This is a genomic window from Bacillus sp. FSL W7-1582, from assembly GCF_038593325.1.
GTDB classification, from domain to species: Bacteria; Bacillota; Bacilli; order Bacillales; family Bacillaceae; genus Bacillus; species Bacillus altitudinis.
Genome location: NZ_CP151987.1, coordinates 2,080,222 through 2,100,047, shown reverse-complemented (window position 1 = coordinate 2,100,047; position 19,826 = coordinate 2,080,222). Strand labels below are relative to the sequence as shown.

The window sequence follows — 19,826 nt, the reverse complement described above, 5'->3', positions numbered from 1 at the left end:
CACCGATAAAAAACCAATTTCCTCAAACCTTATTGTAATGATTTTAAATTCACATTTCAACTGTAAAGTGATTGAGAATGCTTATCACATAAGGGTTTGTTCATAACTTTCCCCCATTAATTGAGTTTAAACATTTCTTCTTCAATGAAATCTGTTAAAATAAAGGGAGAAAATATTCGAATTTTGTCAGGAAGACAGGTGCTTTGGTCAATGACGATTCATTACTTGGATGTCATGTTGATGGACAGCGTACATAAATTGAACGGCGAACGCTCCATTAGTGCTGTCTACCATCTTTTTAAAGGAAAAAAATCATCACAAACGATACAGGATGCAAGTTTGTTTCAGCTTTCTAGCTACTTCGGCTGCTATCCAGCTTTTACGAGGGATCAGTTGAACCGCTCTGTACAAAGGCTAAAAGAGCAGCACTTCATCAGAAAGACAGGGGATACATTCATCGCCACAGATGCAGGAATAAGTATGCTCAGGCAGTGTTTCACTGAAAAACCGATGCCAGTTTATTTTAATGGTGCCAAGTATCATGATAAAGCAAAGGTGTTATGGATGAGACTGTCTTTACTTGTGCAGGTCCTTTCACATCATGCAGCGGGGTCACAACACTATGTGCCGATTCAAAGAGATATATCGGTTCAAAACTGGACAAAATCCTTCTTCTCGCAATATCACCAGAAGAAAAAGCTTTCTGAAGATATCCATCATGAGCTTGAAACACTTCTTGCTCATTTAACTGATCAAGAGGCACTGCTTTTTGTGTATTCATTGACTTCCAATGAAAGAATCGGACGGACGTACCAGCAAATGGCGGAATGGATGAAAGAAGATGTATGGTATGTTTACTTGCTTTTTTGGAATGTGCTCCATTATTTTATTCAATGTGCGCAAAAAGGTGAGGCACCGATCATCCAGCGAATGATAGATGATCTTCAATTCAAACGTGTGCTGACCACCTCTACCCATAAAACGCTTGAGCTTGTACAAAAAGGGTTCAGTATTGATCAAATTGCTCATATTCGTTCATTAAAAAAAGCGACAATTGAAGATCATATTGTGGAGCTCTCAATACATGAGCCGAGCTTCTCGATTGAACCATATGTCAGTAGTGAAGCTCAAAAGGCGATACATGAGGTAGCCGGTCAGCTCCAAACCAACAAGATGAAGCTGATCAAAGAAAGTCTCGAGCATTCATTTACTTATTTTCAAATACGATTGGCATTGACAAGGATGGTGAAAGCAAATGGATAAGCTTCATCAGACGCTGATGCGATACTTTGGTTATGATGCCTTCAAAACAGGTCAGGAGGACATTATTCGAAGTGTACTTCAACAAAAAGATACGGTTGCCATGCTTCCTACTGGTGGCGGGAAGTCACTTTGTTATCAAATTCCGGGCTATTTGACAGACGGGTTAGTGCTGATCATTTCACCTCTTTTATCACTCATGGAAGATCAAGTGGAACGCATGAAAATGCGCGGTGAAAAGCGAGTAGCTGCGCTTAACAGTACACTGTCTTTTCAAGAAAGAAGACATATTATTCGGCATTTGCCATCATATAAATTTTTATTTGTCGCACCTGAGGCGCTTATGTCAGAGGTATTGTTAGAGCAGCTCAAAGCGATGCATGTGGGTCTATTCGTTGTAGATGAAGCTCACTGTATATCGGAATGGGGACATGATTTCCGCCCGGAATACTCCAAGCTTGGAGAATGGAGAGAAGCGCTCGGCAATCCTGTCGCCTTAGCACTAACGGCAACTGCGACGAAACAAACCTTAAAAGATACTGTGCAAACGTTGCGGCTAGAGCATCCAGATGTTCATATTCATTCAGTTAACCGGCCGAATATTGCACTATTAAAAGAGGCGCATGAAACGAAAGAAGCAAAAGAGAAACGAGCACTTGAGCTTGTGGAAACCCTTCAAGGGCCTGGGCTGATTTATTGTCCGACCCGGCAAATGACAGAAGATATCTCACGTTTGGTGAAACAAAAAACGCGTCAACGTGTAGAGTTTTATCATGGGGGTATGGAGTCAGGGGACCGCATGCTGATCCAGCAGCAATTTATCAGCGGTCAAATTGATCTCATTTGCTGTACAAGTGCTTTTGGAATGGGAATTGATAAAGCAAATATACGCTTTGTGATTCATATGAGTCCGCCTCAGTCAATTGAAGCATTTATGCAAGAAATTGGAAGAGCTGGACGGGACAGGAAAAATAGTGTGAGCGTTCTTTTATATACAGAAGAGGATGCGGATATTCAAAGTCATTTGATTCAAGCAGAAGGTTTTGATGACCCGGAAATTGATTTTTTCTTAGCTCGAGTATCACAAATGCCGATCAATGATGAAAAGAAATTACGTGAACAATTGATGGAAGCAGGGCTTCAGGAGACGCGCGCGCGAATGCTCTCGCATTATTACACGATGTACCAAACTGAACAGCCCCGTTTACTCATGAAGAAGCTGAAAGAAAAGCTGCAGGATAGACAAACAGAAAAGCTAAAAAAAGTGTGGCAGTTTAAAGAGCATATCACTGGCCATCGCTGCTTTAGGCAATCTCTGTTATCATACTTTGATGAGCAGCTTGATCTAACGGAGGACGCATCCTTTGGGAACTGCTGCTCTTCATGCGGACTTGACCTGTCTGATTACGAAAAAAAAGATCAACCATTGGAGCTGAATGAAATGAAACACTGGAAGACCGAGCTGGATCGTCTATTTCATCTGACAAAAGAGGCGCAGCATTGATTGAACAACATCGCCGTATTATTGAAAAATTAACCGATCGACAAGTAGTAGAACAGTTGTATTTTACACAGCTGCTCATGCTGATTGTCTCTTTTTTACTAGGGATGTTTATGTTTAATCATTGGACTGATTTTACAGCCCTATGGCAGATCCGAGATATGCGTATCCTGACTTACGGAATTGGCGGCGCTTTGCTTGTGATTATTCTCGACGCTATTGTCATGAAGGTGTTTCCAGCTCATATGTATGATGATGGCGGATTAAATGAAAAAATGTTCAAAAACCGCAGCATCCCGCATATTGTTTGGTTAACGCTGCTCATTGCCTTTTCAGAAGAAATTTTATTTCGCGGGATCGTTCAGCAGCAATTTGGACTAGAGATTGCAAGCATTGTGTTTGCACTTCTTCACTTTCGCTACTTGTCAAAAATACTCTTGTTTATCCTTGTGGTTTCTATTAGTATTTTTTTAGGACTTTTATACGAGTGGACAGGAAATTTATTCGTTCCTGTCATGACACACTTTGTCATTGACCTAGTCTTTGCATGTCAAATTCGTTTTAAATATTGGGGGAGGGATGAACATGGAAGAAATGTCGAGAATGAAGAGAAAAAAGCAGCAGCTGACAAACATCCATGATGAGGATGTAGAGGAAAATCTTGAAGAAGAAAAAGTGCATCCTTCAGATGACTCTCACTTTCCTACACGAGAAGATTTTCATGAATATAAAAAGCAGCGAACCAAAAAAGTGCGTAATCCATTGTTTACGACACTGGCTATTATCTTTCCTATTATTGTCGTCACGGTTTTCTTCCTGTTGATTTATTACACATCAAAGGAAATTAATGATAACAACAATCAAGGTGTTTATATTGATAAAACATCGAGTGCTGACACAGATCCAGTCCCGTCAGCACTTGTTGACACAAAAAATGATTCAAGCGCTGACAAAGCGGATGCGTCTGATGATGAGAAGAAAAAGAAAGATGCTGGTAAAGAAAAGCAGCGTTCAAAAGAAAAAGCAGAGCAAAAGAAAAAAGAACAAGCCGCTAAAGAGAAGGCTGAGCGTGAAAAGGCCGAAGCTGCAAAAAAGCGTGAGCAGCAACAGCTCGCTCTTCAAAAACAGCAGGAAGAAAAAAAGCGAAAAGAAGCAGAAGAGAAGAAGAAGCAGGAAGAAAAGCCTGTTCGTGTCGTGCAGCATACTGTTGGGCCAGAGGAAAACTTGTATCGAATTTCCATGAAGTATTATCAAAACCGATCAGGGGAAGAGAAAATTCGAGCTTACAATCATTTAAAAGGAAATAGCGTGTACAGCGGACAAGTATTGAATATCCCATTAGAAAATTAATATTTGACATGAATGAATCGAAAAGCACATACATATGTAGAAAAAAGGGACAAGGGTGTATGTGATGACATTGCACGCAATCAGCCGCTATATGGATCAGCCGACACAGAAAATGATTGAAACATTGATCAAAAGGAAGCGCAAATACGAGGGGTTTGCAAAACAATGCAAAAGGTGGCAATGGACAGCCCTTTTATCACTTGCGATTCTTCTGTTTTATTTTGTGATAACAGCTAATAGCGGGGGCTCCCTGCAGCCGGAAGCGATGATTGCCACATTGCTTGGCCATGAGGTGTTTCTGTTTTGGATCATGGCTGAAGTGTTTGCTTTTTACGCATCGTATTATTATAAGAAAAAAGAAGAAAAGGCTGAGGATGAATATCATAAGCTCAGATGTGAAATTATACAGAAAAGCACAGATTTATGGCCTCAATCAAATCAATGGAAAGAGCGCGAGGCCGTTTTCCACTTCATGCAGACGCAATATGATATCAATCTCTATTATGAAAGTAAATAAATGAGCAAAAGACGTTTAAACAGTTGAAACGTCTTTTTTCATTCAAGCGTCTTATAAAAGAAAGCTGATACAAGGGAGTCATTCATAATGAAATATGCCATCGGATTTACTGCTGCCATAGCGGCTGTGACAACAGGTGTGTGTGTAACAGCGAAAATGGTGAAAACGGCAAAACAAAACAACATCAAAAAGCATTACTTTACAATAGAAGGACTTCAGTCAGATCGACCTGCAGTCATTTTCTTTATTTCTGATACCCATCGCCGTCTAATTAGTGATACTTTATTAGCGGAAGTAAAAGAGCAGCAGCCTGATGTCATTATGATCGGCGGGGACTTAGCTGAAAAGGGAGTCCCTTATGCTAGAGTTGAAGAAAATGTGAAACGTTTAGCAAGGATTGCCCCGGTGTATTTTGTGTGGGGGAATAACGACCATGAGCTGCATCAGCAAAAACTCAAAGACATCCTCCATACCTATCAGGTGACGACATTGCAAAATGAGACGGCTGTGTGGAATTTTGAAGGACAGCCCATTAAAATAGGCGGAATCGATGATATCCGGCTTGAAAAAGCAGATTATGAAGCGATACGGCCGGAGTTTGTCAAAGAAGACGTGAATATCCTTTTATCACACAACCCAGATGTGCATCACTTGATGAGTGAAGAAGAGGGAATTGATCTTGTTTTGAGCGGTCATACCCATGGGGGTCAAATTCGTATTGGGAAATTTGGTCCGTATGAAAAAGGAAGAACAGGCCAAGTCAAAGGTGCTTTCTTTCTGATTAGTAATGGTTACGGAACAACAAAGATTCCGATGCGTCTTGGAGCAGAACCAGAAACCCATCTGATCTATTTAATGCCGCTAAAAACGCGCTAAGTTGATGCCCCATCAATATTTTCCATAAAAGTCACCGTAAGCATAGCTTCATGCTTGTCTTCCGTCTTGACACAGTGTAAACTGAATACAAAATTAAGAACCTATGACTCATCATCTCATATACTACAGTATGATGTGTGTTAGAAGAGGCAGGAGGGAACGTTATGCGGCTAGAGCGTCTGAATTATAATAAAATCAAAATTTTTCTCACACTAGATGATCTGACAGACCGAGGTCTTACGAAAGAAGACCTTTGGAAAGATTCGTTCAAAGTTCATCAGCTGTTTAAAGACATGATGAACGAAGCGAATCAGGAGCTCGGTTTTGAAGCGAATGGACCGATTGCTGTTGAAGTATTTTCTCTTCAGGCGCAGGGGATGGTCGTCATTGTGACAAAGAGTCAGCAGGAAGATGCTGATGATGAGTTTGATGAAGATTACATTGAGATGCAAGTCAAGCTCGACGAGAGCAAGCATGTGCTCTATCAATTTGCCTCGTTTGAAGATGTGATTCAACTGTCCCATAGTTTAAGTCGTATTGGACTTTTAGGGGGTACAGTTTACCACTATGAAGGTCAATATTTTCTCAGCCTAGATGATTTCGAAGAACTGTCTGCAGATACAGTCATTTCTATTTTAGCGGAGTTCGGTTCTCCGACGACATTAACCATTCACCGGTTAAAAGAATACGGAAAAGTGATCATGCAGGAAGATGCAGTGAAAACGATTCAACTGTATTTTTAATCACTTTTTTCTATTATATTTAATACTGTTGTGATGAAACAACAGTATTTTTTTATATCCATTTTTATATTTATAAACGCTGATATTTTATTTTGATAAAAAACGCTTTTTACCTTTGCTTTACCAGTACGAAGGTGTATACTATTGCTTGAAAGGGAGCAGTAGATCATGAAAGATTTCTAGGGGGTTTATTTTAATGGCAGCCGATCAAAACGCCGCTCATAACGCAGAAGATAAGCTAGATGTTTTAAAGTCAACTCAAACCGTCATACATAAAGCGCTTGATAAATTGGGCTATCCGCAAGAAGTGTATGAATTGCTGAAGGAGCCAATTCGCCTATTAACGGTCAAAATTCCAGTACGTATGGATGATGGATCGGTGAAAATTTTCACTGGTTATCGTGCGCAGCATAATGATGCTGTCGGTCCAACAAAAGGCGGAATTCGATTCCACCCGAACGTTACTGAAAAAGAAGTAAAAGCGCTTTCAATTTGGATGAGTTTAAAATGTGGTATTGTGGATCTTCCTTATGGCGGAGGAAAAGGCGGTATTATCTGTGATCCAAGAGAAATGTCATTTAGGGAGCTTGAAAAACTAAGCCGCGGCTATGTTCGCGCAATTAGCCAAATCGTTGGACCAACAAAAGATGTTCCAGCACCAGATGTGTTTACAAACTCTCAAATCATGGCATGGATGATGGATGAGTATTCTAGAATTGATGAATTTAACTCGCCAGGATTTATTACAGGAAAACCAATTGTTCTTGGAGGCTCACATGGACGTGATACTGCAACGGCAAAAGGTGTAACGATCTGTATCAAAGAAGCGGCGAAGAAAAAAGGAATTGACATCAATGGGGCTCGTGTTGTCGTTCAGGGATTCGGAAATGCAGGAAGTTACTTGGCTAAATTTATGTATGATGCCGGAGCGAAAATCGTAGGAATTTCAGATGCTTACGGCGGTTTGTATGATGAAGATGGTCTCGATATTGACTACTTGCTTGACCGACGTGACAGCTTTGGAACCGTCACTAAATTATTTAATGATACAATTACAAACCAAGAGCTGCTTGAGCTAGATTGTGATATCTTAGTACCTGCAGCCATTGAAAACCAAATTACAGAAGATAATGCGGCAAACATTAAGGCCAAAATTGTCGTAGAAGCAGCAAATGGACCAACGACATTGGAAGGGACAAAAATTCTTTCAGATCGTGGTGTACTGCTTGTTCCAGACGTACTTGCAAGTGCGGGTGGAGTGACTGTTTCTTACTTTGAATGGGTTCAGAATAACCAAGGGTTCTACTGGACAGAAGAAGAAGTGGAAACTCGTTTAGAAGATATGATGGTGAAATCATTTAATAATATTTATGAAATGGCGCAAAACCGCCGTATTGATATGCGACTAGCAGCATATATGGTCGGTGTACGTAAAATGGCTGAAGCTTCTCGATTCAGAGGCTGGATTTAAGCGACTTATTTGCATCGCGCCTTAAAATCTCCTATCCTTAAATAGGAGATTTTTTTATGGAATCATGCAAAGAATCAAACAGCCCAGCAATTGTTATTGCAGTGAAACGACAGGAGTGGAACAAATGAAACAAGAAAAAGCGATCATAATAGGAGGAGGCCCGTGCGGTCTATCAGCTGCCATTGCATTCAAGCAAATTGGGATTGATGCACTTGTGATTGAAAAGGGCAATGTGGTCAACAGTATTTATCATTACCCTACACACCAAACCTTCTTCAGTACAAGTGAAAAGCTTGAGATCGGTGACGTCGCTTTTATCACTGAAAATCGGAAACCCGTTCGTATTCAGGCGCTTTCCTATTACCGAGAGGTGGTCAGACGAAAAAGCCTTCGTGTGAATGCTTTTGAAAAGGTAAACGCTGTGACGAAAAAAGATGGCCGTTTTACGGTAAATACATCAAAAGACGACTATACATGTGACTATGTTGTGATTGCGACTGGCTACTATGATCATCCTAACTATATGAATGTAAAAGGGGAAGACCTTCCTCATGTGTATCATTATTTTAAAGAAGGACACCCCTACTTTGATAAAGATGTGACGGTGATCGGCGGGAAGAACTCTAGTGTTGATGCTGCCCTAGAACTTGTGAAATGCGGAAGCAGGGTGACGGTTTTATATAGAGGAACTGAATATTCATCCAGCATCAAACCTTGGATTTTACCAGAGTTTGAAGCGCTTGTTCGAAATGGCACCATTCGAATGGAGTTTGGTGCAGAGGTGAAGGAAATCACAGAACAGGATGTTGTCTTTACAAACCAGCAGGGCCAAACAGATCGAGTGAAAAGTGATTATGTGTTTGCGATGACAGGTTATCATCCTGATCATTCATTTTTAGAAAAAATGGGTGTAACAATCGATCCAGAATCAGGCCGCCCAGCATTTGATGAACAAACAATGGAAACAAATGTAGAAGGTATTTTCATTGCAGGGGTTATTGCAGCTGGTAACAACGCCAACGAAATTTTCATTGAAAATGGAAGATTTCATGGCGGGTTGATTGCAGAAGAAATCAACAAAAGAATCAACGGGTAAAAAAAGAACTGGGTCCTTCTAAGGGATTCAGTTCTTTTTTATGTAAATTGGGATTATATAGAAGATTATTTTTGGGAAAATGGGCTCGAGTCATATAAAAAAGGGGTGATTCGTGGTACGATAATAAAGGATAATGTAGGGAAAGAGGTCTGATTATGATCGCAATCATTTCAGCAGGTTTAGCTCCCGGCATCGCACTTTTAAGTTATTTTTATTTGAAAGATCAATACGACAATGAGCCGGTTCATATGGTCATCAGATCTTTTATGCTAGGTGTCATACTTGTGTTTCCAACCATGTTTATTCAGTATGTCCTCCAAGAGGAAAATATCGCCACGAATCCTATCGTGATTTCATTTGTGACATCGGGTTTTTTAGAAGAATCATTAAAGTGGTTTATTTTAATGGTCAGTGTCTATGCGCACGTACAGTTTGATGAACACTATGACGGGATTGTCTATGGAACAAGTGTCTCGCTTGGATTTGCGACACTTGAAAATATTCTGTACTTAGTTGGTCATGGGGTAGAGTACGCGTTTACACGTGCCTTGCTGCCTGTATCAAGCCACGCTTTATTTGGTGTGGTGATGGGGTTTTATATAGGTAAAGCTCGTTTCTCTGATAAAAAAGAGCAGCGAAAATGGCTGATTCTCTCTTTAATACTTCCTATCCTTTTTCATGGCTTATATGATTTCATTCTTCTTGGCATGAAAAATTGGGGATATATCATGTTACCGTTCATGATTTTTTTATGGTGGTTTGGTCTGCGGAAAGCCAAAAAAGCCCGTGCGGTGAAGATGGTACAAATTTAAATTGGAAAACGTCCTATACGTCTTTAGGGCGTTTTTTGTCTTTTCCATCCAATTCCCTCCTGTGATGAATGTATAAAAATAGGGATCGGAAGAAACATATATTCAAACATCAAAAGTACAGGAGGATTAAATATGGACAAAGCTCGTTTCATGAAACAAATCGTCCTTATCTTCTCAATTGTTCTGCTCGCGTCTTCATTGATGACAGCTGAAAAAAGTGAAGCTTTCACAAATCAAGTGATTCAGCGGGGAGCTACAGGAGAAGATGTCGTCGAGCTCCAGGCAAGGCTCCAATACAATGGTTTTTACAATGGAAAAATAGACGGTGTGTATGGCTGGGGAACTTACTGGGCCGTGCGCAATTTTCAAAGCCAGTTTGGTGTAAAGAAAGTCGATGGACTCGTAGGGGAAAAAACAAAAAGCCTATTAGTTCAAAAGACGAAATACTATAAAGAGTTTGTGCAACAGCAGTTGCAAAAAGGGAACCAGTTTACGCACTACGGCGGGAAACCTCTTGATCAGCAAACAAAGGCTCCTGCGCAAAGAAACACGCAAAAAAAGACAGCACAAGGTGCAAAAGAGAATCAAAAAAGTCAAAGCGGAGGAAACAGCTCGTCTGGGAAGTCTGGAAACCAGTCAGGAAATGGTCAAGCAAATCAAACGCCGAAACAAACAGCAGCCAACATGCCAGGTGGTTTTTCAAGCAATGACATTCAGCTTCTTTCACAAGCTGTGTATAGTGAAGCGAGAGGTGAACCTTATGAAGGACAGGTAGCGATCGCAGCCGTCATCTTAAACCGTTTAAACAACCCGACTTTTCCAAACACGATTGCTGGTGTCATTTTTGAACCGCTTGCGTTTACTGCTGTAGCAGATGGACAATTTTATATGGCGCCAAATGAAACCGCTAAAAAGGCAGTATTTGATGCCATTAATGGCTGGGACCCATCTGAAAGCGCCGTTTATTACTTTAATCCTGATACAGCAACAAGCCCATGGATTTGGGGAAGACCACAAATTAAACGAATCGGGAAACATATTTTCTGTGAATAAAAAGAGGTGTAAATAAATGATCAGAGGAATATTGATTGCTATTTTAGGAATTGCTGTCATCTCAACAGGATACTGGGGCTATAAAGAGCATCAAGAAAAAGATGCAGTACTGCTTCATGCAGAGAACAACTATCAAAGAGCCTTCCATGATTTAACGTATCAAGTCGATCAGCTGCACGATAAACTTGGCGCAACACTTGCGATGAATAGCCAAACATCTATATCTCCAGCACTGGCAGATGTATGGAGAATGTCATCAGAAGCGCATAACAATGTCAGTCAGCTTCCGCTCACATTGATGCCTTTTAACAAAACAGAAGAGTTTCTAGCGAATGTCGGTGACTTTAGCTATAAATCGTCACTTAAATCTTTATCAGATGAACCATTAAACAAAGATACACACAAAACCATTACCACTTTATATGATCAAGCGGCAGATATTCAAAACGAACTTAGACAAGTGCAGCATCTCGTACTCAACAAAAATTTAAAATGGATGGATGTTGAAATGGCACTGGCTGATGGAGATCGAAAAAACGACAACACCATCATTGACGGATTAAAAACCGTTGAGAGAAATGCTGATGCGTTTGCAGATGTTGATCTTGGCCCTACAAATGTGTCAACTGAATCAGAAACGCAAGGCTACAATCACTTAAAAGGGCAAAAGATTTCAAAAAAAGAAGCGATCCGTATCGCCCAGCAATTTGCGCCTGACCATAACAAAGATTTTAAGGTGAGAAAAAGTGGGAGTAAAACGAACCGTGATGTTTACAGCCTGTCAATGTCTGACCCAGACAACCGGGCAAACTTTTATTTAGACTTGACTGAAAAAGGCGGCCATCCTGTCTATCTTCTTCAGAACCGTGAAGTGAAAAAACAAAAAATCAGTTTAAATGATGCCTCAGAAAAAGCACTAAGTTTCTTAAAGAAGCATGGATTCGATACTGAATCATTTCATTTAGATGAGAGTGCGCAATTTGATAATATCGGCGTATTTACCTATGTCCCTTTACAGAATAACGTATTGCTTTATCCAGATAGCATTCGAATGAAAGTCGCTTTAGATGATGGAGAGGTTGTGGGATTCTCAGCGAAAGACTATTTAATGAATCACAGAAAACGTGACATAAAAGCACCAAAGATTTCTCGAAAAGAAGCTGAAAAGACCTTAAATAAACATGTGAAGATTGAGGATACACATGTAGCTCTTGTTCAAAATGATATGTCAGAGGAAGTTCTCTGCTATGAGTTTTTAGGAACCATTAAAAACGACACATACCGAATGTTTATTAATGCAGATACTGGAAAAGAAGAAAGAGTAGATAAGCTAAAAAATGCAGAACCTATATATAAAGACCTATAGAAAAGGAAGCGAGGAAAAGGCGAATAAGCCTTTTCCTTTTGTTTTATACATGGTTTAATATAAGAGAGGATACGATTTCACAGATGAAAAGAGTGATGAGGAATGTTACAAATAGGGGATGCAATCACAATTGAGTATGTCAATGAGAACAAAGAAGTGAAAACTGCAAAATCGAAAGTTTTGGAAAATAATAACGATGATATTTGCATTAATTATCCAGCTGATAAAGAAACGGGGCGCACGATCTATTTAAATCAAGAAACAGAAATCACCGTCTTCTTTTTCGATGAAAATCAAATTCCATACAAATGTACAAGCAAAGTCATTGGGAAAAGAAAAGAAGATATCCCGATGATTGTCGTTTCTATTCCGCCAAAAGAAGAAATGATTCGGCTTCAGCGAAGAGAATATCTTCGAGTGGATACGATGGTGAAAGCGTCCATTACGCAAAATGGTGAAGAAACCTTCGACACATTTATTGTCAATATGAGTGCTGGCGGTGTAGCAATTGCTGTTCCAGAAGGTGTCTCACTAAAAGAATATGGCGAGGTCGTCACAGAGTTTGAACTTTCACTGAAAGAACCAGTGAAAATTAAAGCGATTGCAGAAATGAATCGCGTTTATCAAGATGAACAGACCGGGAAAACAAGAGCGATCATGGAATTTACTGAAATCACAAACGACCACCAGCAGCACATCATGAAGTACTGCTTCCAGCAGCAGCTTCTAACACGTGTGAAAAAAGTATAAGAATAAAGGTTGTCAAAAGCTTCCATACTAGAGAGAAAGAATCTAGCGTTGGAGGCTTTTTGTATGAAAACAATGGAAAGATGGCTATTCAAAGCAGTGCTCATTCAGCTCATTCTGCTTTTGGCGGTTCAGGTCACCCTTCACTTGACGAAAGGAGAACTATTTTTGTCAAAAGTCGTACAATACGAGGGTGTAAATAACATGAGCATTGAAGATTGGATTGAGACATTTAAGCAAAAGGATTGATAGAAAATTCCCCCGTTTGAGCGGTGATCGTGTTACAATTCATAAGGGAGATTCAATCAAGGAGAGGTATTATGAAAAAGAAATTATCTATCGCAATTGACGGTCCTGCTGCAGCAGGAAAAAGCACTGTGGCAAAAATTGTCGCAGCGAAAAAATCATATATTTATATCGATACAGGTGCGATGTACCGCGCAATTACACTTGCGGCACTCAATCAAGGCGTAGACCTTGAAGACGAACAGGCACTTGATGCTTTATTGAAAAAGACAGTCATTGAACTTGTGTCAACTGACGAAGGTCAAAAAGTACATCTAGACACGATTGATGTCACAGAAGACATCAGAACAGACCGTGTGAGCAATCAAGTCTCTGTTGTTGCAAAGCATCGAGCTGTTAGGGAAGAAATGGTCCGCAGGCAGCAAGAGCTGGGGAACCGAGGCGGTGTCGTCATGGATGGAAGAGACATCGGCACGCATGTTCTTCCAGATGCAGAAGTGAAAATTTTCTTGCTTGCGTCAGTAGAGGAAAGAGCAAAACGCCGTTTTGAAGAAAATCAGAAAAAAGGCTACGATGTCAATTACGATCAACTGATCGAAGAAATTGCAAGACGTGACAAGCTTGATTCTGAGCGGGAGGTATCACCGCTGAAGAAAGCAGATGATGCCATTGAAATTGACACGACTTCTCTTTCTATTCAAGAGGTTGCAGGTAAAATTTTAGATGCAGCAGAGCGTGTAGAAAAACAGTAAGAAATTTTAGAAAACTTTTATAAGTTAGAGGTTTATCTCTTGACAAACAAGGTCTTTTATTAGAAGTTTATACTAATACTATTTTTATTGATCATTCAAGCAATTCTGTTGATTTGAATGTTTCTATAATACATATTCGGCTGGCAATCATCATGCTAAGGACACATATTCACCCAGTCGTTTTAACTAAGCTGTGTAGGTTTGGACCAAGGAGGTTATCGAAATGACAGAGGAAATGAATCAAATCGATGTTCAGGTACCAGAGGTTGGAGATGTAGTGAAAGGGATTGTTTCTAAAGTTGAGGACAAGCATGTCAATGTAGATATCGTCAATGTGAAACAACCTGGGATCATCCCAATCAGTGAATTATCAAGTCTTCACGTTGAAAAAGCATCAGATGTCGTGAAAGATGGCGACGAGTTAGAGCTTAAAGTAACAAAGGTCGAAGACGATGCTTTGATTTTATCGAAACGTGCTGTTGATGCAGACCGCGCTTGGGAAGACCTAGAGAAAAAGTTTGAAACAAAAGAAGTATTTGAAGCAGAAGTAAAAGACGTTGTCAAAGGTGGTCTAGTGGTCGACATTGGTGTTCGCGGATTTATTCCTGCGTCTCTTGTTGAGGCACACTATGTAGAAGACTTCACTGACTACAAAGGAAAAACACTCTCGCTTGTTGTGGTAGAGCTTGACCGCGAAAAAAACCGCGTGATTCTATCGCATCGTGCAGTCGTTGAGCAAGAACAATTAGACAAGAAGCAAGACTTCCTGCAAAAGCTTGCAGTAGGCAGTGTGATTGATGGAAAAGTGCAGCGCCTGACTGACTTTGGTGCATTTGTTGACATTGGCGGCATTGATGGATTAGTTCACATTTCTCAACTATCCCATGCGCATGTCGAAAAGCCATCTGACGTTGTTGAAGAAGGACAGGAAGTAAAAGTCAAAGTTCTTGCTGTTGACCGCGATAACGAACGTATCTCACTATCTATTAAAGAAACATTACCAGGACCTTGGAGCCAAATTGGTGAAAAGGTAAAACAAGGTGATGTTCTTGAAGGAACCGTTCAACGTCTTGTGAGCTTTGGTGCATTTGTTGAAATTCTGCCAGGTGTAGAAGGACTTGTGCATATTTCCCAAATTTCACACAAACATATTGGTACTCCTCAAGAAGTCCTTGAAGAAGGGCAGACTGTGAAAGTGAAAGTGCTTGATGTCAATGAAGATGAAGAGCGCATTTCACTTAGCATTCGTGAATTAGAAGAGAATCCTGAAAAACAAATTGAAGAGGATTACCGTCAATATCAGGCGAAAGAAGAAAATACAAGCGGATTCCAGCTTGGTGACCTGATTGGTGATAAACTCAATAAACTAAAATAATTTGGTGATCAAAATTGACGCGAGCAGAAAGAAAGAAACAGCATATTGAGCATGCTTTGTCGACTGGCCAGCATGCAGCAACAGGTTTACAAGATGTTTCCTTCGTTCACGCCAGTTTACCAGATCTTGCGACATCACAAATTGATACACATACGACAATTGGCGGACTGACTTTCGGTTCGCCAATTTTTATCAATGCAATGACTGGTGGAGGCGGAGAATCGACCTATGAGATTAATCGCTCTTTATCTATCGCAGCGAAGGAAACCAATATTCCAGTAGCAGTCGGATCACAAATGGCTGCACTGAAAGATGCAGACGAACGTCGTACGTATGAAGTGGTTCGAAAGGTGAATCCGGATGGACTCGTTTTTGCCAATTTAGGCAGTGAGGCGACAATTCAGCAAGCGCGGGATGCCGTTGACATGCTGGAGGCAAACATGCTCCAAATTCACTTAAACGTGATTCAAGAGATCGTCATGCCTGAAGGAGATCGTGATTTCAGAGGTGCTGTTGAACGGATCGCAGCCATCACTGAATCAATTGAGGTACCTGTTGTTGTCAAAGAAGTTGGATTTGGGATGAATAAGGAAACAGCAAAGAAATTATTTGATGCTGGAGTTGCTGCTGTTGATGTAGGCGGATTTGGGGGAACGAATTTTTCTAAAATCGAGAACCTGCGCCGTCAAAAAGCACTTCGCTATTTTGACCAGTGGGGAATTCCAACTGCAGCGAGTCTGGCTGAAGTACATACAGCCTTTCCAGATCAAACCGTCCTAGCTTCTGGAGGCATTCAAGATGCACTTGATGTGACAAAATCAATTGCTCTTGGTGCGTCTGCCGCTGGATTAGCCGGCTTTTTCTTAAAATCCCTGACGAGTGGAGGAGAAAAGGGCCTTATCTCTGATATCATTGATCTACAAGATGATGTGAAGATGTTGATGACAGTACTTGGCATGAAGACAATTGAGGAGCTACGGCAAGCTCCAATTGTGCTTACAGGGGAAACAAGTCATTGGCTGAAAGAAAGAGGCGTGGATACTACGTACTATAGTTTAAGAAATAAGAAGACAAAGGACTAAATGAAATTTAGCCCTTTGTCTTCTTTTCAGTGTGAAAGAAAACTTTTTTGTCTATGAAAGACAGCTGCTTTTTGCGGAGCGAATTTTACATTCATGAGCACCAATGCGCAGGCTGACATTGAATGCGAGGGTTTGTTTGCACGCTGAGACATGTGGTGATCACATGTCTTTTTTTATTGATTTCTTTTGCGAGCGTCTTCCGGGCCTTCTAAAGTTGTTGCCCCTTTGTGATGAATGGATTGATCGCGGTCAGATTCAACTCTTCTTGACGCCTTTAGGCGTTTTTCCTGTCTATCCTTACCCATTATACATCCCTCCTCAACTATTAGGGTGTCACCTCTTGTTTATTTCATGCAAATCTCGCACCTTCTCATACGTTTAAAAACTGGAAATTTTCCCATAATGTAATTGAGGTGATGAGGGTTGGAGGCATTGTACTATTATTGGTCAATATGGTTCGTTTGGATTATGGTGACATTTATCATGGAGAAAAGCACGTGGCGCAATGTGCTAGGCGTATGTGTTCTCATTCATATTATATGCAGTCATGTCATGGTTTCTATTTTAGACATTAGGATCAATGCAGGATTTTTGATGACCTTTTTATATGCTTGCATGTCATTCGTGATCTTTCGGCCTGCTCATCGAATCATGCGAATCATGCAATTAGGTTCCATGGTCAGTGCGTATGCCTTTTTTATGATTTTTGCATTATATGATCCAGTTTGGTTCACGATAATAAAGGTGGACTGGGTTGTATTTGCCTTGCTGATCTTGATGTGTTTAACATATGGGCATCAGTTAACGGAACGGATCACTTTATGGATGATGGCTATATGTCTGGGGGAAGCCCTTTATGCGCTTACGATTCATCGCCTCACATCTTCCATTGTCATAGGAGATCTCTCGTTTCTTTCCATGGCTGTTCAAGGAGCTGTCTTTCTATTAGGTGTAGGTCAGCTTGAAAAACTCTTGAACACCCGTTCATCTAGAAAACCAGTAAAAGGGGCTGCAAAATCAACATGACGGATTACACGTTTCCTGTGATTATTGGTGTCATCTTTGGGATGGCGGCTAGGCTTTATATGCTAAGAACTGATTATCGGCAATATCCCACATATATTCATGGACAAGTGATTCACATTGCGCTTGGTTTTATCGCATCAGGGCTTGGTGCTATTATTATGCCTGCACTGATCCAGGAAGAATTCACTGCTATTACCTTTCTGACGCTTGCAGCCACGCAATTTCGTGATGTGCGTAATATGGAAAGAAATACATTGACCCAAATGGATTCGTATGAGCTTGTCTCACGAGGCAGTACATATATCGAAGGCATTGCGATTGCCTTTGAAAGTCGAAATTATATTGCCATTCTTACTGCCCTTATTACAACGACCGCCTGTATTTTCTTCTCGCTCGTCGTGGGGACAGTGGTCGGTATTCTTTGTTTTTTCATGGCAAAACTATTAATGTCAGGGAGCCAATTAAAGGATATCGTGAATATTCAAAAAGGGGAACTTCGCTTTGACGGCGCAGGACTTTACGTAAATGATATTTACATTATGAATATCGGGCTGCCTGAAAAGCAAAAATTGATTTTAGAGCATGGAATGGGGTTCATCTTGACTCCGAAGAATTTTAACTCGGCCACAACCATCGCAAACCTTGGGCAGCGGCAGGCTATCTTATTTGATTTATCCAACGTGCTTGGTGTATACCGAGATTCTGGTGAACCATCGCTTTGTCCGCTCGCAAAACGTGATCTGAATAATGGCACACTTGGCGTATTCATTTTACCGCAATGGCAGCGTGAAGATTTAGCTGTCCGTGTATTAGAAGAGGTGCCTATTTTAGAAAATGCTATTAGAATGCCGACAGATTTCATTAAAAAGAAAGTGAGGTAATAGGGCATGGCGAACACCATTGAACAATTTATATTGGCTGTGGCGACAACAAATAAAGAGCGGGTCATTGGCGGAACAGCCGTTTTTTTCTGTGAAAATAAAGAAGAGCTCGACATGTATGCCATGAATTTAGAGGCCATTTTAGATGGAATTGCACACGGCATTGGAGAAGATCTTTATTTGATCGTCAAACATTTTTAAGTTATTCATTGTGGTCTGATTAAAAATTGATATAATATATAAGTTGAACCCTTCATGTTTGAAGGGTTTATTTCATAAAACTGAATGAAAATTATAAATCCCGGTTGAAACATGATGATGAACATATTGAATCGCGGCTGGATTGAAAGGAAGGGTACTATGGGTAAACCTGTCGTAGCCATTGTTGGAAGGCCCAACGTTGGAAAATCTACAATTTTTAATCGAATCGCAGGCGAAAGAATATCGATTGTAGAAGACACACCTGGTGTAACAAGAGATCGAATCTATAGCTCTGCTGAATGGTTAAATTATGACTTTAATTTAATAGATACTGGTGGAATTGATATTGGAGATGAGCCGTTTTTGGCGCAAATTCGCCATCAGGCTGAAATCGCAATGGATGAAGCGGATGTTATTATCTTTATGGTCAATGGAAGAGATGGCGTCACATCTGCGGATGAAGAAGTCGCAAAAATTTTATATCGCACGAAAAAACCTGTCGTACTTGCTGTCAATAAATTGGACAACCCTGAAATGAGAAGCGACGTGTATGACTTTTATGCACTTGGATTTGGTGAACCGTATCCGATTTCTGGAACGCACGGACTCGGTCTAGGTGATCTGCTTGATGCTGTCGCAGAGCATTTCAAAAACTTACCAGATACACAGTATGATGAAGAAGTGGTACAGTTCTGCTTAATCGGCCGCCCAAATGTAGGGAAATCCTCTTTGGTGAATGCGATGCTCGGTGAAGAACGTGTCATTGTCAGCAACATCGCTGGTACAACAAGAGATGCTGTAGATACAATGTTTACGTACAACCAACGTGACTTTGTCATTGTCGACACAGCAGGTATGAGAAAAAAAGGGAAAGTATATGAAACAACAGAGAAATACAGTGTACTCCGTGCGTTGAAAGCCATTGATCGATCGGATGTTGTCGCTGTTGTTCTTGATGGTGAAGAAGGCATTATTGAACAGGATAAACGTATTGCCGGCTACGCACACGAAGCGGGTAAAGCCGTTGTGATCATTGTGAACAAGTGGGATGCTGTTGAAAAAGACGAGCGTACAATGAAGGAATTTGAGCAAAACATTCGTGAGCATTTTCAATTCCTTGATTATGCACCTGTCTTATTCATGTCTGCTCTTACGAAAAAGAGAATTCACACGTTAATGCCAACAATCATTACCGCTAGTGAAAATCATGCGATGCGCGTTCAAACGAACATTCTAAACGATATTATCATGGATGCCGTAGCAATGAACCCAACGCCGACCCATAACGGACAGCGTCTGAAAATTTACTATGCAACACAAGTGGCGATCAAACCGCCGTCCTTTGTTGTGTTTGTAAATGATCCAGAACTTATGCACTTTTCTTATGAGCGTTTCCTAGAAAACCGAATTCGAGATGCATTTGGTTTTGAAGGAACACCAATTAAAATATTTGCGAGAGCGAGAAAATAAA

General features: G+C 40.6%; 22 protein-coding genes. 21 read left to right on the top strand and 1 reads right to left on the bottom strand.

From position 1 onward, the window contains the following. Nucleotides 1-210 precede the first annotated feature (210 nt). The 17 genes from NSQ11_RS10715 (at nt 211) to fni (ending at nt 16,247) form a co-directional block, all read left to right on the top strand. On the top strand, nt 211-1,263 hold the full coding sequence (locus NSQ11_RS10715) for a helix-turn-helix domain-containing protein (RefSeq protein ID WP_056704678.1): 1,053 nt from the start codon (nt 211-213) through the stop codon (nt 1,261-1,263). Beyond that, a complete protein-coding gene (locus tag NSQ11_RS10710; RefSeq protein ID WP_048003166.1) occupies nt 1,256-2,764 on the top strand; it encodes an ATP-dependent DNA helicase RecQ in 1,509 nt (502 codons plus the stop codon). Before NSQ11_RS10715 ends, NSQ11_RS10710 begins: the two co-directional genes overlap by 8 nt. Then, a complete protein-coding gene (locus NSQ11_RS10705; protein ID WP_108611145.1) occupies nt 2,761-3,402 on the top strand; it encodes a CPBP family intramembrane glutamic endopeptidase in 642 nt (213 codons plus the stop codon). The genes NSQ11_RS10710 and NSQ11_RS10705 overlap by 4 nt, the downstream gene beginning before the upstream one ends. Then, nucleotides 3,347-4,111 (top strand): LysM peptidoglycan-binding domain-containing protein, encoded by a 765-nt coding sequence (locus NSQ11_RS10700; RefSeq protein ID WP_108611144.1) that lies wholly within the window; start codon nt 3,347-3,349, stop codon nt 4,109-4,111. Before NSQ11_RS10705 ends, NSQ11_RS10700 begins: the two co-directional genes overlap by 56 nt. Nucleotides 4,112-4,175: 64 nt before the next feature. Continuing rightward, nucleotides 4,176-4,628, top strand: coding sequence for a DUF2663 family protein (locus NSQ11_RS10695; RefSeq protein WP_007500988.1), 453 nt, complete (start codon nt 4,176-4,178; stop codon nt 4,626-4,628). Between the two features lie 87 nt (nt 4,629-4,715). Continuing rightward, nucleotides 4,716-5,504 carry a metallophosphoesterase gene (locus NSQ11_RS10690; RefSeq protein ID WP_017367513.1) on the top strand — a complete coding sequence of 263 codons (789 nt, stop codon included), beginning with the start codon at nt 4,716-4,718 and terminating at the stop codon, nt 5,502-5,504. A gap of 164 nt (nt 5,505-5,668) precedes the next feature. Further along, nucleotides 5,669-6,247: a genetic competence negative regulator gene (locus tag NSQ11_RS10685; protein ID WP_007500984.1), complete on the top strand. Its 579-nt coding sequence runs from the start codon at nt 5,669-5,671 to the stop codon at nt 6,245-6,247. A 196-nt stretch (nt 6,248-6,443) separates the two neighbouring features. Continuing rightward, the gene (locus tag NSQ11_RS10680; RefSeq protein ID WP_007500982.1) at nt 6,444-7,718 is read left to right on the top strand and encodes a Glu/Leu/Phe/Val dehydrogenase; all 1,275 of its coding nucleotides are present in this window, start codon (nt 6,444-6,446) and stop codon (nt 7,716-7,718) included. A gap of 124 nt (nt 7,719-7,842) precedes the next feature. Next, nucleotides 7,843-8,814 carry a YpdA family putative bacillithiol disulfide reductase gene (locus NSQ11_RS10675; protein ID WP_017367512.1) on the top strand — a complete coding sequence of 324 codons (972 nt, stop codon included), beginning with the start codon at nt 7,843-7,845 and terminating at the stop codon, nt 8,812-8,814. A 155-nt stretch (nt 8,815-8,969) separates the two neighbouring features. Beyond that, entirely contained in the window at nt 8,970-9,626 is a 657-nt protein-coding gene (prsW, locus tag NSQ11_RS10670) for a glutamic-type intramembrane protease PrsW (protein WP_008344507.1), read from the top strand. 132 nt (nt 9,627-9,758) lie between these two features. Further along, entirely contained in the window at nt 9,759-10,679 is a 921-nt protein-coding gene (sleB, locus tag NSQ11_RS10665) for a spore cortex-lytic enzyme (RefSeq protein ID WP_045034327.1), read from the top strand. Nucleotides 10,680-10,695: 16 nt separating this feature from the next. Next, nucleotides 10,696-12,045, top strand: a complete 1,350-nt coding sequence (gene ypeB, locus NSQ11_RS10660) for a germination protein YpeB (protein WP_008344510.1) — start codon at nt 10,696-10,698, stop codon at nt 12,043-12,045. Between the two features lie 102 nt (nt 12,046-12,147). Beyond that, a complete protein-coding gene (locus NSQ11_RS10655; protein WP_007500975.1) occupies nt 12,148-12,795 on the top strand; it encodes a flagellar brake domain-containing protein in 648 nt (215 codons plus the stop codon). A gap of 63 nt (nt 12,796-12,858) precedes the next feature. Next, nucleotides 12,859-13,041: a YpfB family protein gene (locus NSQ11_RS10650; RefSeq protein ID WP_008344514.1), complete on the top strand. Its 183-nt coding sequence runs from the start codon at nt 12,859-12,861 to the stop codon at nt 13,039-13,041. Between the two features lie 71 nt (nt 13,042-13,112). Then, on the top strand, nt 13,113-13,790 hold the full coding sequence (cmk, locus tag NSQ11_RS10645) for a (d)CMP kinase (RefSeq protein WP_007500974.1): 678 nt from the start codon (nt 13,113-13,115) through the stop codon (nt 13,788-13,790). Between the two features lie 223 nt (nt 13,791-14,013). Further along, the gene (gene rpsA, locus NSQ11_RS10640) at nt 14,014-15,165 is read left to right on the top strand and encodes a 30S ribosomal protein S1 (RefSeq protein WP_008344519.1); all 1,152 of its coding nucleotides are present in this window, start codon (nt 14,014-14,016) and stop codon (nt 15,163-15,165) included. Between the two features lie 14 nt (nt 15,166-15,179). Further along, on the top strand, nt 15,180-16,247 hold the full coding sequence (fni, locus tag NSQ11_RS10635; protein ID WP_008344521.1) for a type 2 isopentenyl-diphosphate Delta-isomerase: 1,068 nt from the start codon (nt 15,180-15,182) through the stop codon (nt 16,245-16,247). 173 nt (nt 16,248-16,420) lie between these two features. On the opposite strand, the gene NSQ11_RS10630 is transcribed toward fni, so the two are convergent. Then, complete coding sequence (locus NSQ11_RS10630; RefSeq protein ID WP_008344525.1) at nt 16,421-16,552, bottom strand: YpzI family protein; 132 nt, start codon at nt 16,550-16,552, stop codon at nt 16,421-16,423. A gap of 178 nt (nt 16,553-16,730) precedes the next feature. Here NSQ11_RS10630 and NSQ11_RS10625 point away from each other — a divergent pair, with 178 nt between their 5' ends. From NSQ11_RS10625 to der, 4 genes are all read left to right on the top strand, one after another. Further along, the gene (locus NSQ11_RS10625; protein WP_017359763.1) at nt 16,731-17,273 is read left to right on the top strand and encodes a hypothetical protein; all 543 of its coding nucleotides are present in this window, start codon (nt 16,731-16,733) and stop codon (nt 17,271-17,273) included. Beyond that, complete coding sequence (locus tag NSQ11_RS10620) at nt 17,270-18,154, top strand: YIEGIA family protein (RefSeq protein WP_007500964.1); 885 nt, start codon at nt 17,270-17,272, stop codon at nt 18,152-18,154. The genes NSQ11_RS10625 and NSQ11_RS10620 overlap by 4 nt, the downstream gene beginning before the upstream one ends. A gap of 6 nt (nt 18,155-18,160) precedes the next feature. Continuing rightward, nucleotides 18,161-18,355, top strand: coding sequence for a hypothetical protein (locus NSQ11_RS10615; protein WP_008344527.1), 195 nt, complete (start codon nt 18,161-18,163; stop codon nt 18,353-18,355). Between the two features lie 159 nt (nt 18,356-18,514). Continuing rightward, the gene (gene der, locus NSQ11_RS10610) at nt 18,515-19,825 is read left to right on the top strand and encodes a ribosome biogenesis GTPase Der (protein ID WP_008344528.1); all 1,311 of its coding nucleotides are present in this window, start codon (nt 18,515-18,517) and stop codon (nt 19,823-19,825) included. The last annotated feature ends 1 nt before the right edge of the window (nt 19,826 follow it).

Bases quoted from the DNA above. Each gene is read 5' to 3' on its own strand.
- NSQ11_RS10685 (WP_007500984.1), top strand. From the start codon at position 5,669: ATGCGGCTAGAGCGTCTGAATTATAATAAAATCAAAATTTTTCTCACA.
- NSQ11_RS10695 (WP_007500988.1), top strand. From the start codon at position 4,176: ATGACATTGCACGCAATCAGCCGCTATATGGATCAGCCGACACAGAAA.
- NSQ11_RS10630 (WP_008344525.1), bottom strand. From the start codon at position 16,552: ATGGGTAAGGATAGACAGGAAAAACGCCTAAAGGCGTCAAGAAGAGTT.
- NSQ11_RS10625 (WP_017359763.1), top strand. From the start codon at position 16,731: ATGGAGAAAAGCACGTGGCGCAATGTGCTAGGCGTATGTGTTCTCATT.
- NSQ11_RS10655 (WP_007500975.1), top strand. From the start codon at position 12,148: ATGTTACAAATAGGGGATGCAATCACAATTGAGTATGTCAATGAGAAC.
- NSQ11_RS10620 (WP_007500964.1), top strand. From the start codon at position 17,270: ATGACGGATTACACGTTTCCTGTGATTATTGGTGTCATCTTTGGGATG.
- NSQ11_RS10675 (WP_017367512.1), top strand. From the start codon at position 7,843: ATGAAACAAGAAAAAGCGATCATAATAGGAGGAGGCCCGTGCGGTCTA.
- rpsA (WP_008344519.1), top strand. From the start codon at position 14,014: ATGACAGAGGAAATGAATCAAATCGATGTTCAGGTACCAGAGGTTGGA.
- NSQ11_RS10650 (WP_008344514.1), top strand. From the start codon at position 12,859: ATGAAAACAATGGAAAGATGGCTATTCAAAGCAGTGCTCATTCAGCTC.
- NSQ11_RS10690 (WP_017367513.1), top strand. From the start codon at position 4,716: ATGAAATATGCCATCGGATTTACTGCTGCCATAGCGGCTGTGACAACA.
- NSQ11_RS10680 (WP_007500982.1), top strand. From the start codon at position 6,444: ATGGCAGCCGATCAAAACGCCGCTCATAACGCAGAAGATAAGCTAGAT.
- der (WP_008344528.1), top strand. From the start codon at position 18,515: ATGGGTAAACCTGTCGTAGCCATTGTTGGAAGGCCCAACGTTGGAAAA.
- NSQ11_RS10710 (WP_048003166.1), top strand. From the start codon at position 1,256: ATGGATAAGCTTCATCAGACGCTGATGCGATACTTTGGTTATGATGCC.
- prsW (WP_008344507.1), top strand. From the start codon at position 8,970: ATGATCGCAATCATTTCAGCAGGTTTAGCTCCCGGCATCGCACTTTTA.
- sleB (WP_045034327.1), top strand. From the start codon at position 9,759: ATGGACAAAGCTCGTTTCATGAAACAAATCGTCCTTATCTTCTCAATT.
- cmk (WP_007500974.1), top strand. From the start codon at position 13,113: ATGAAAAAGAAATTATCTATCGCAATTGACGGTCCTGCTGCAGCAGGA.
- ypeB (WP_008344510.1), top strand. From the start codon at position 10,696: ATGATCAGAGGAATATTGATTGCTATTTTAGGAATTGCTGTCATCTCA.
- NSQ11_RS10715 (WP_056704678.1), top strand. From the start codon at position 211: ATGACGATTCATTACTTGGATGTCATGTTGATGGACAGCGTACATAAA.
- NSQ11_RS10615 (WP_008344527.1), top strand. From the start codon at position 18,161: ATGGCGAACACCATTGAACAATTTATATTGGCTGTGGCGACAACAAAT.
- NSQ11_RS10700 (WP_108611144.1), top strand. From the start codon at position 3,347: ATGGAAGAAATGTCGAGAATGAAGAGAAAAAAGCAGCAGCTGACAAAC.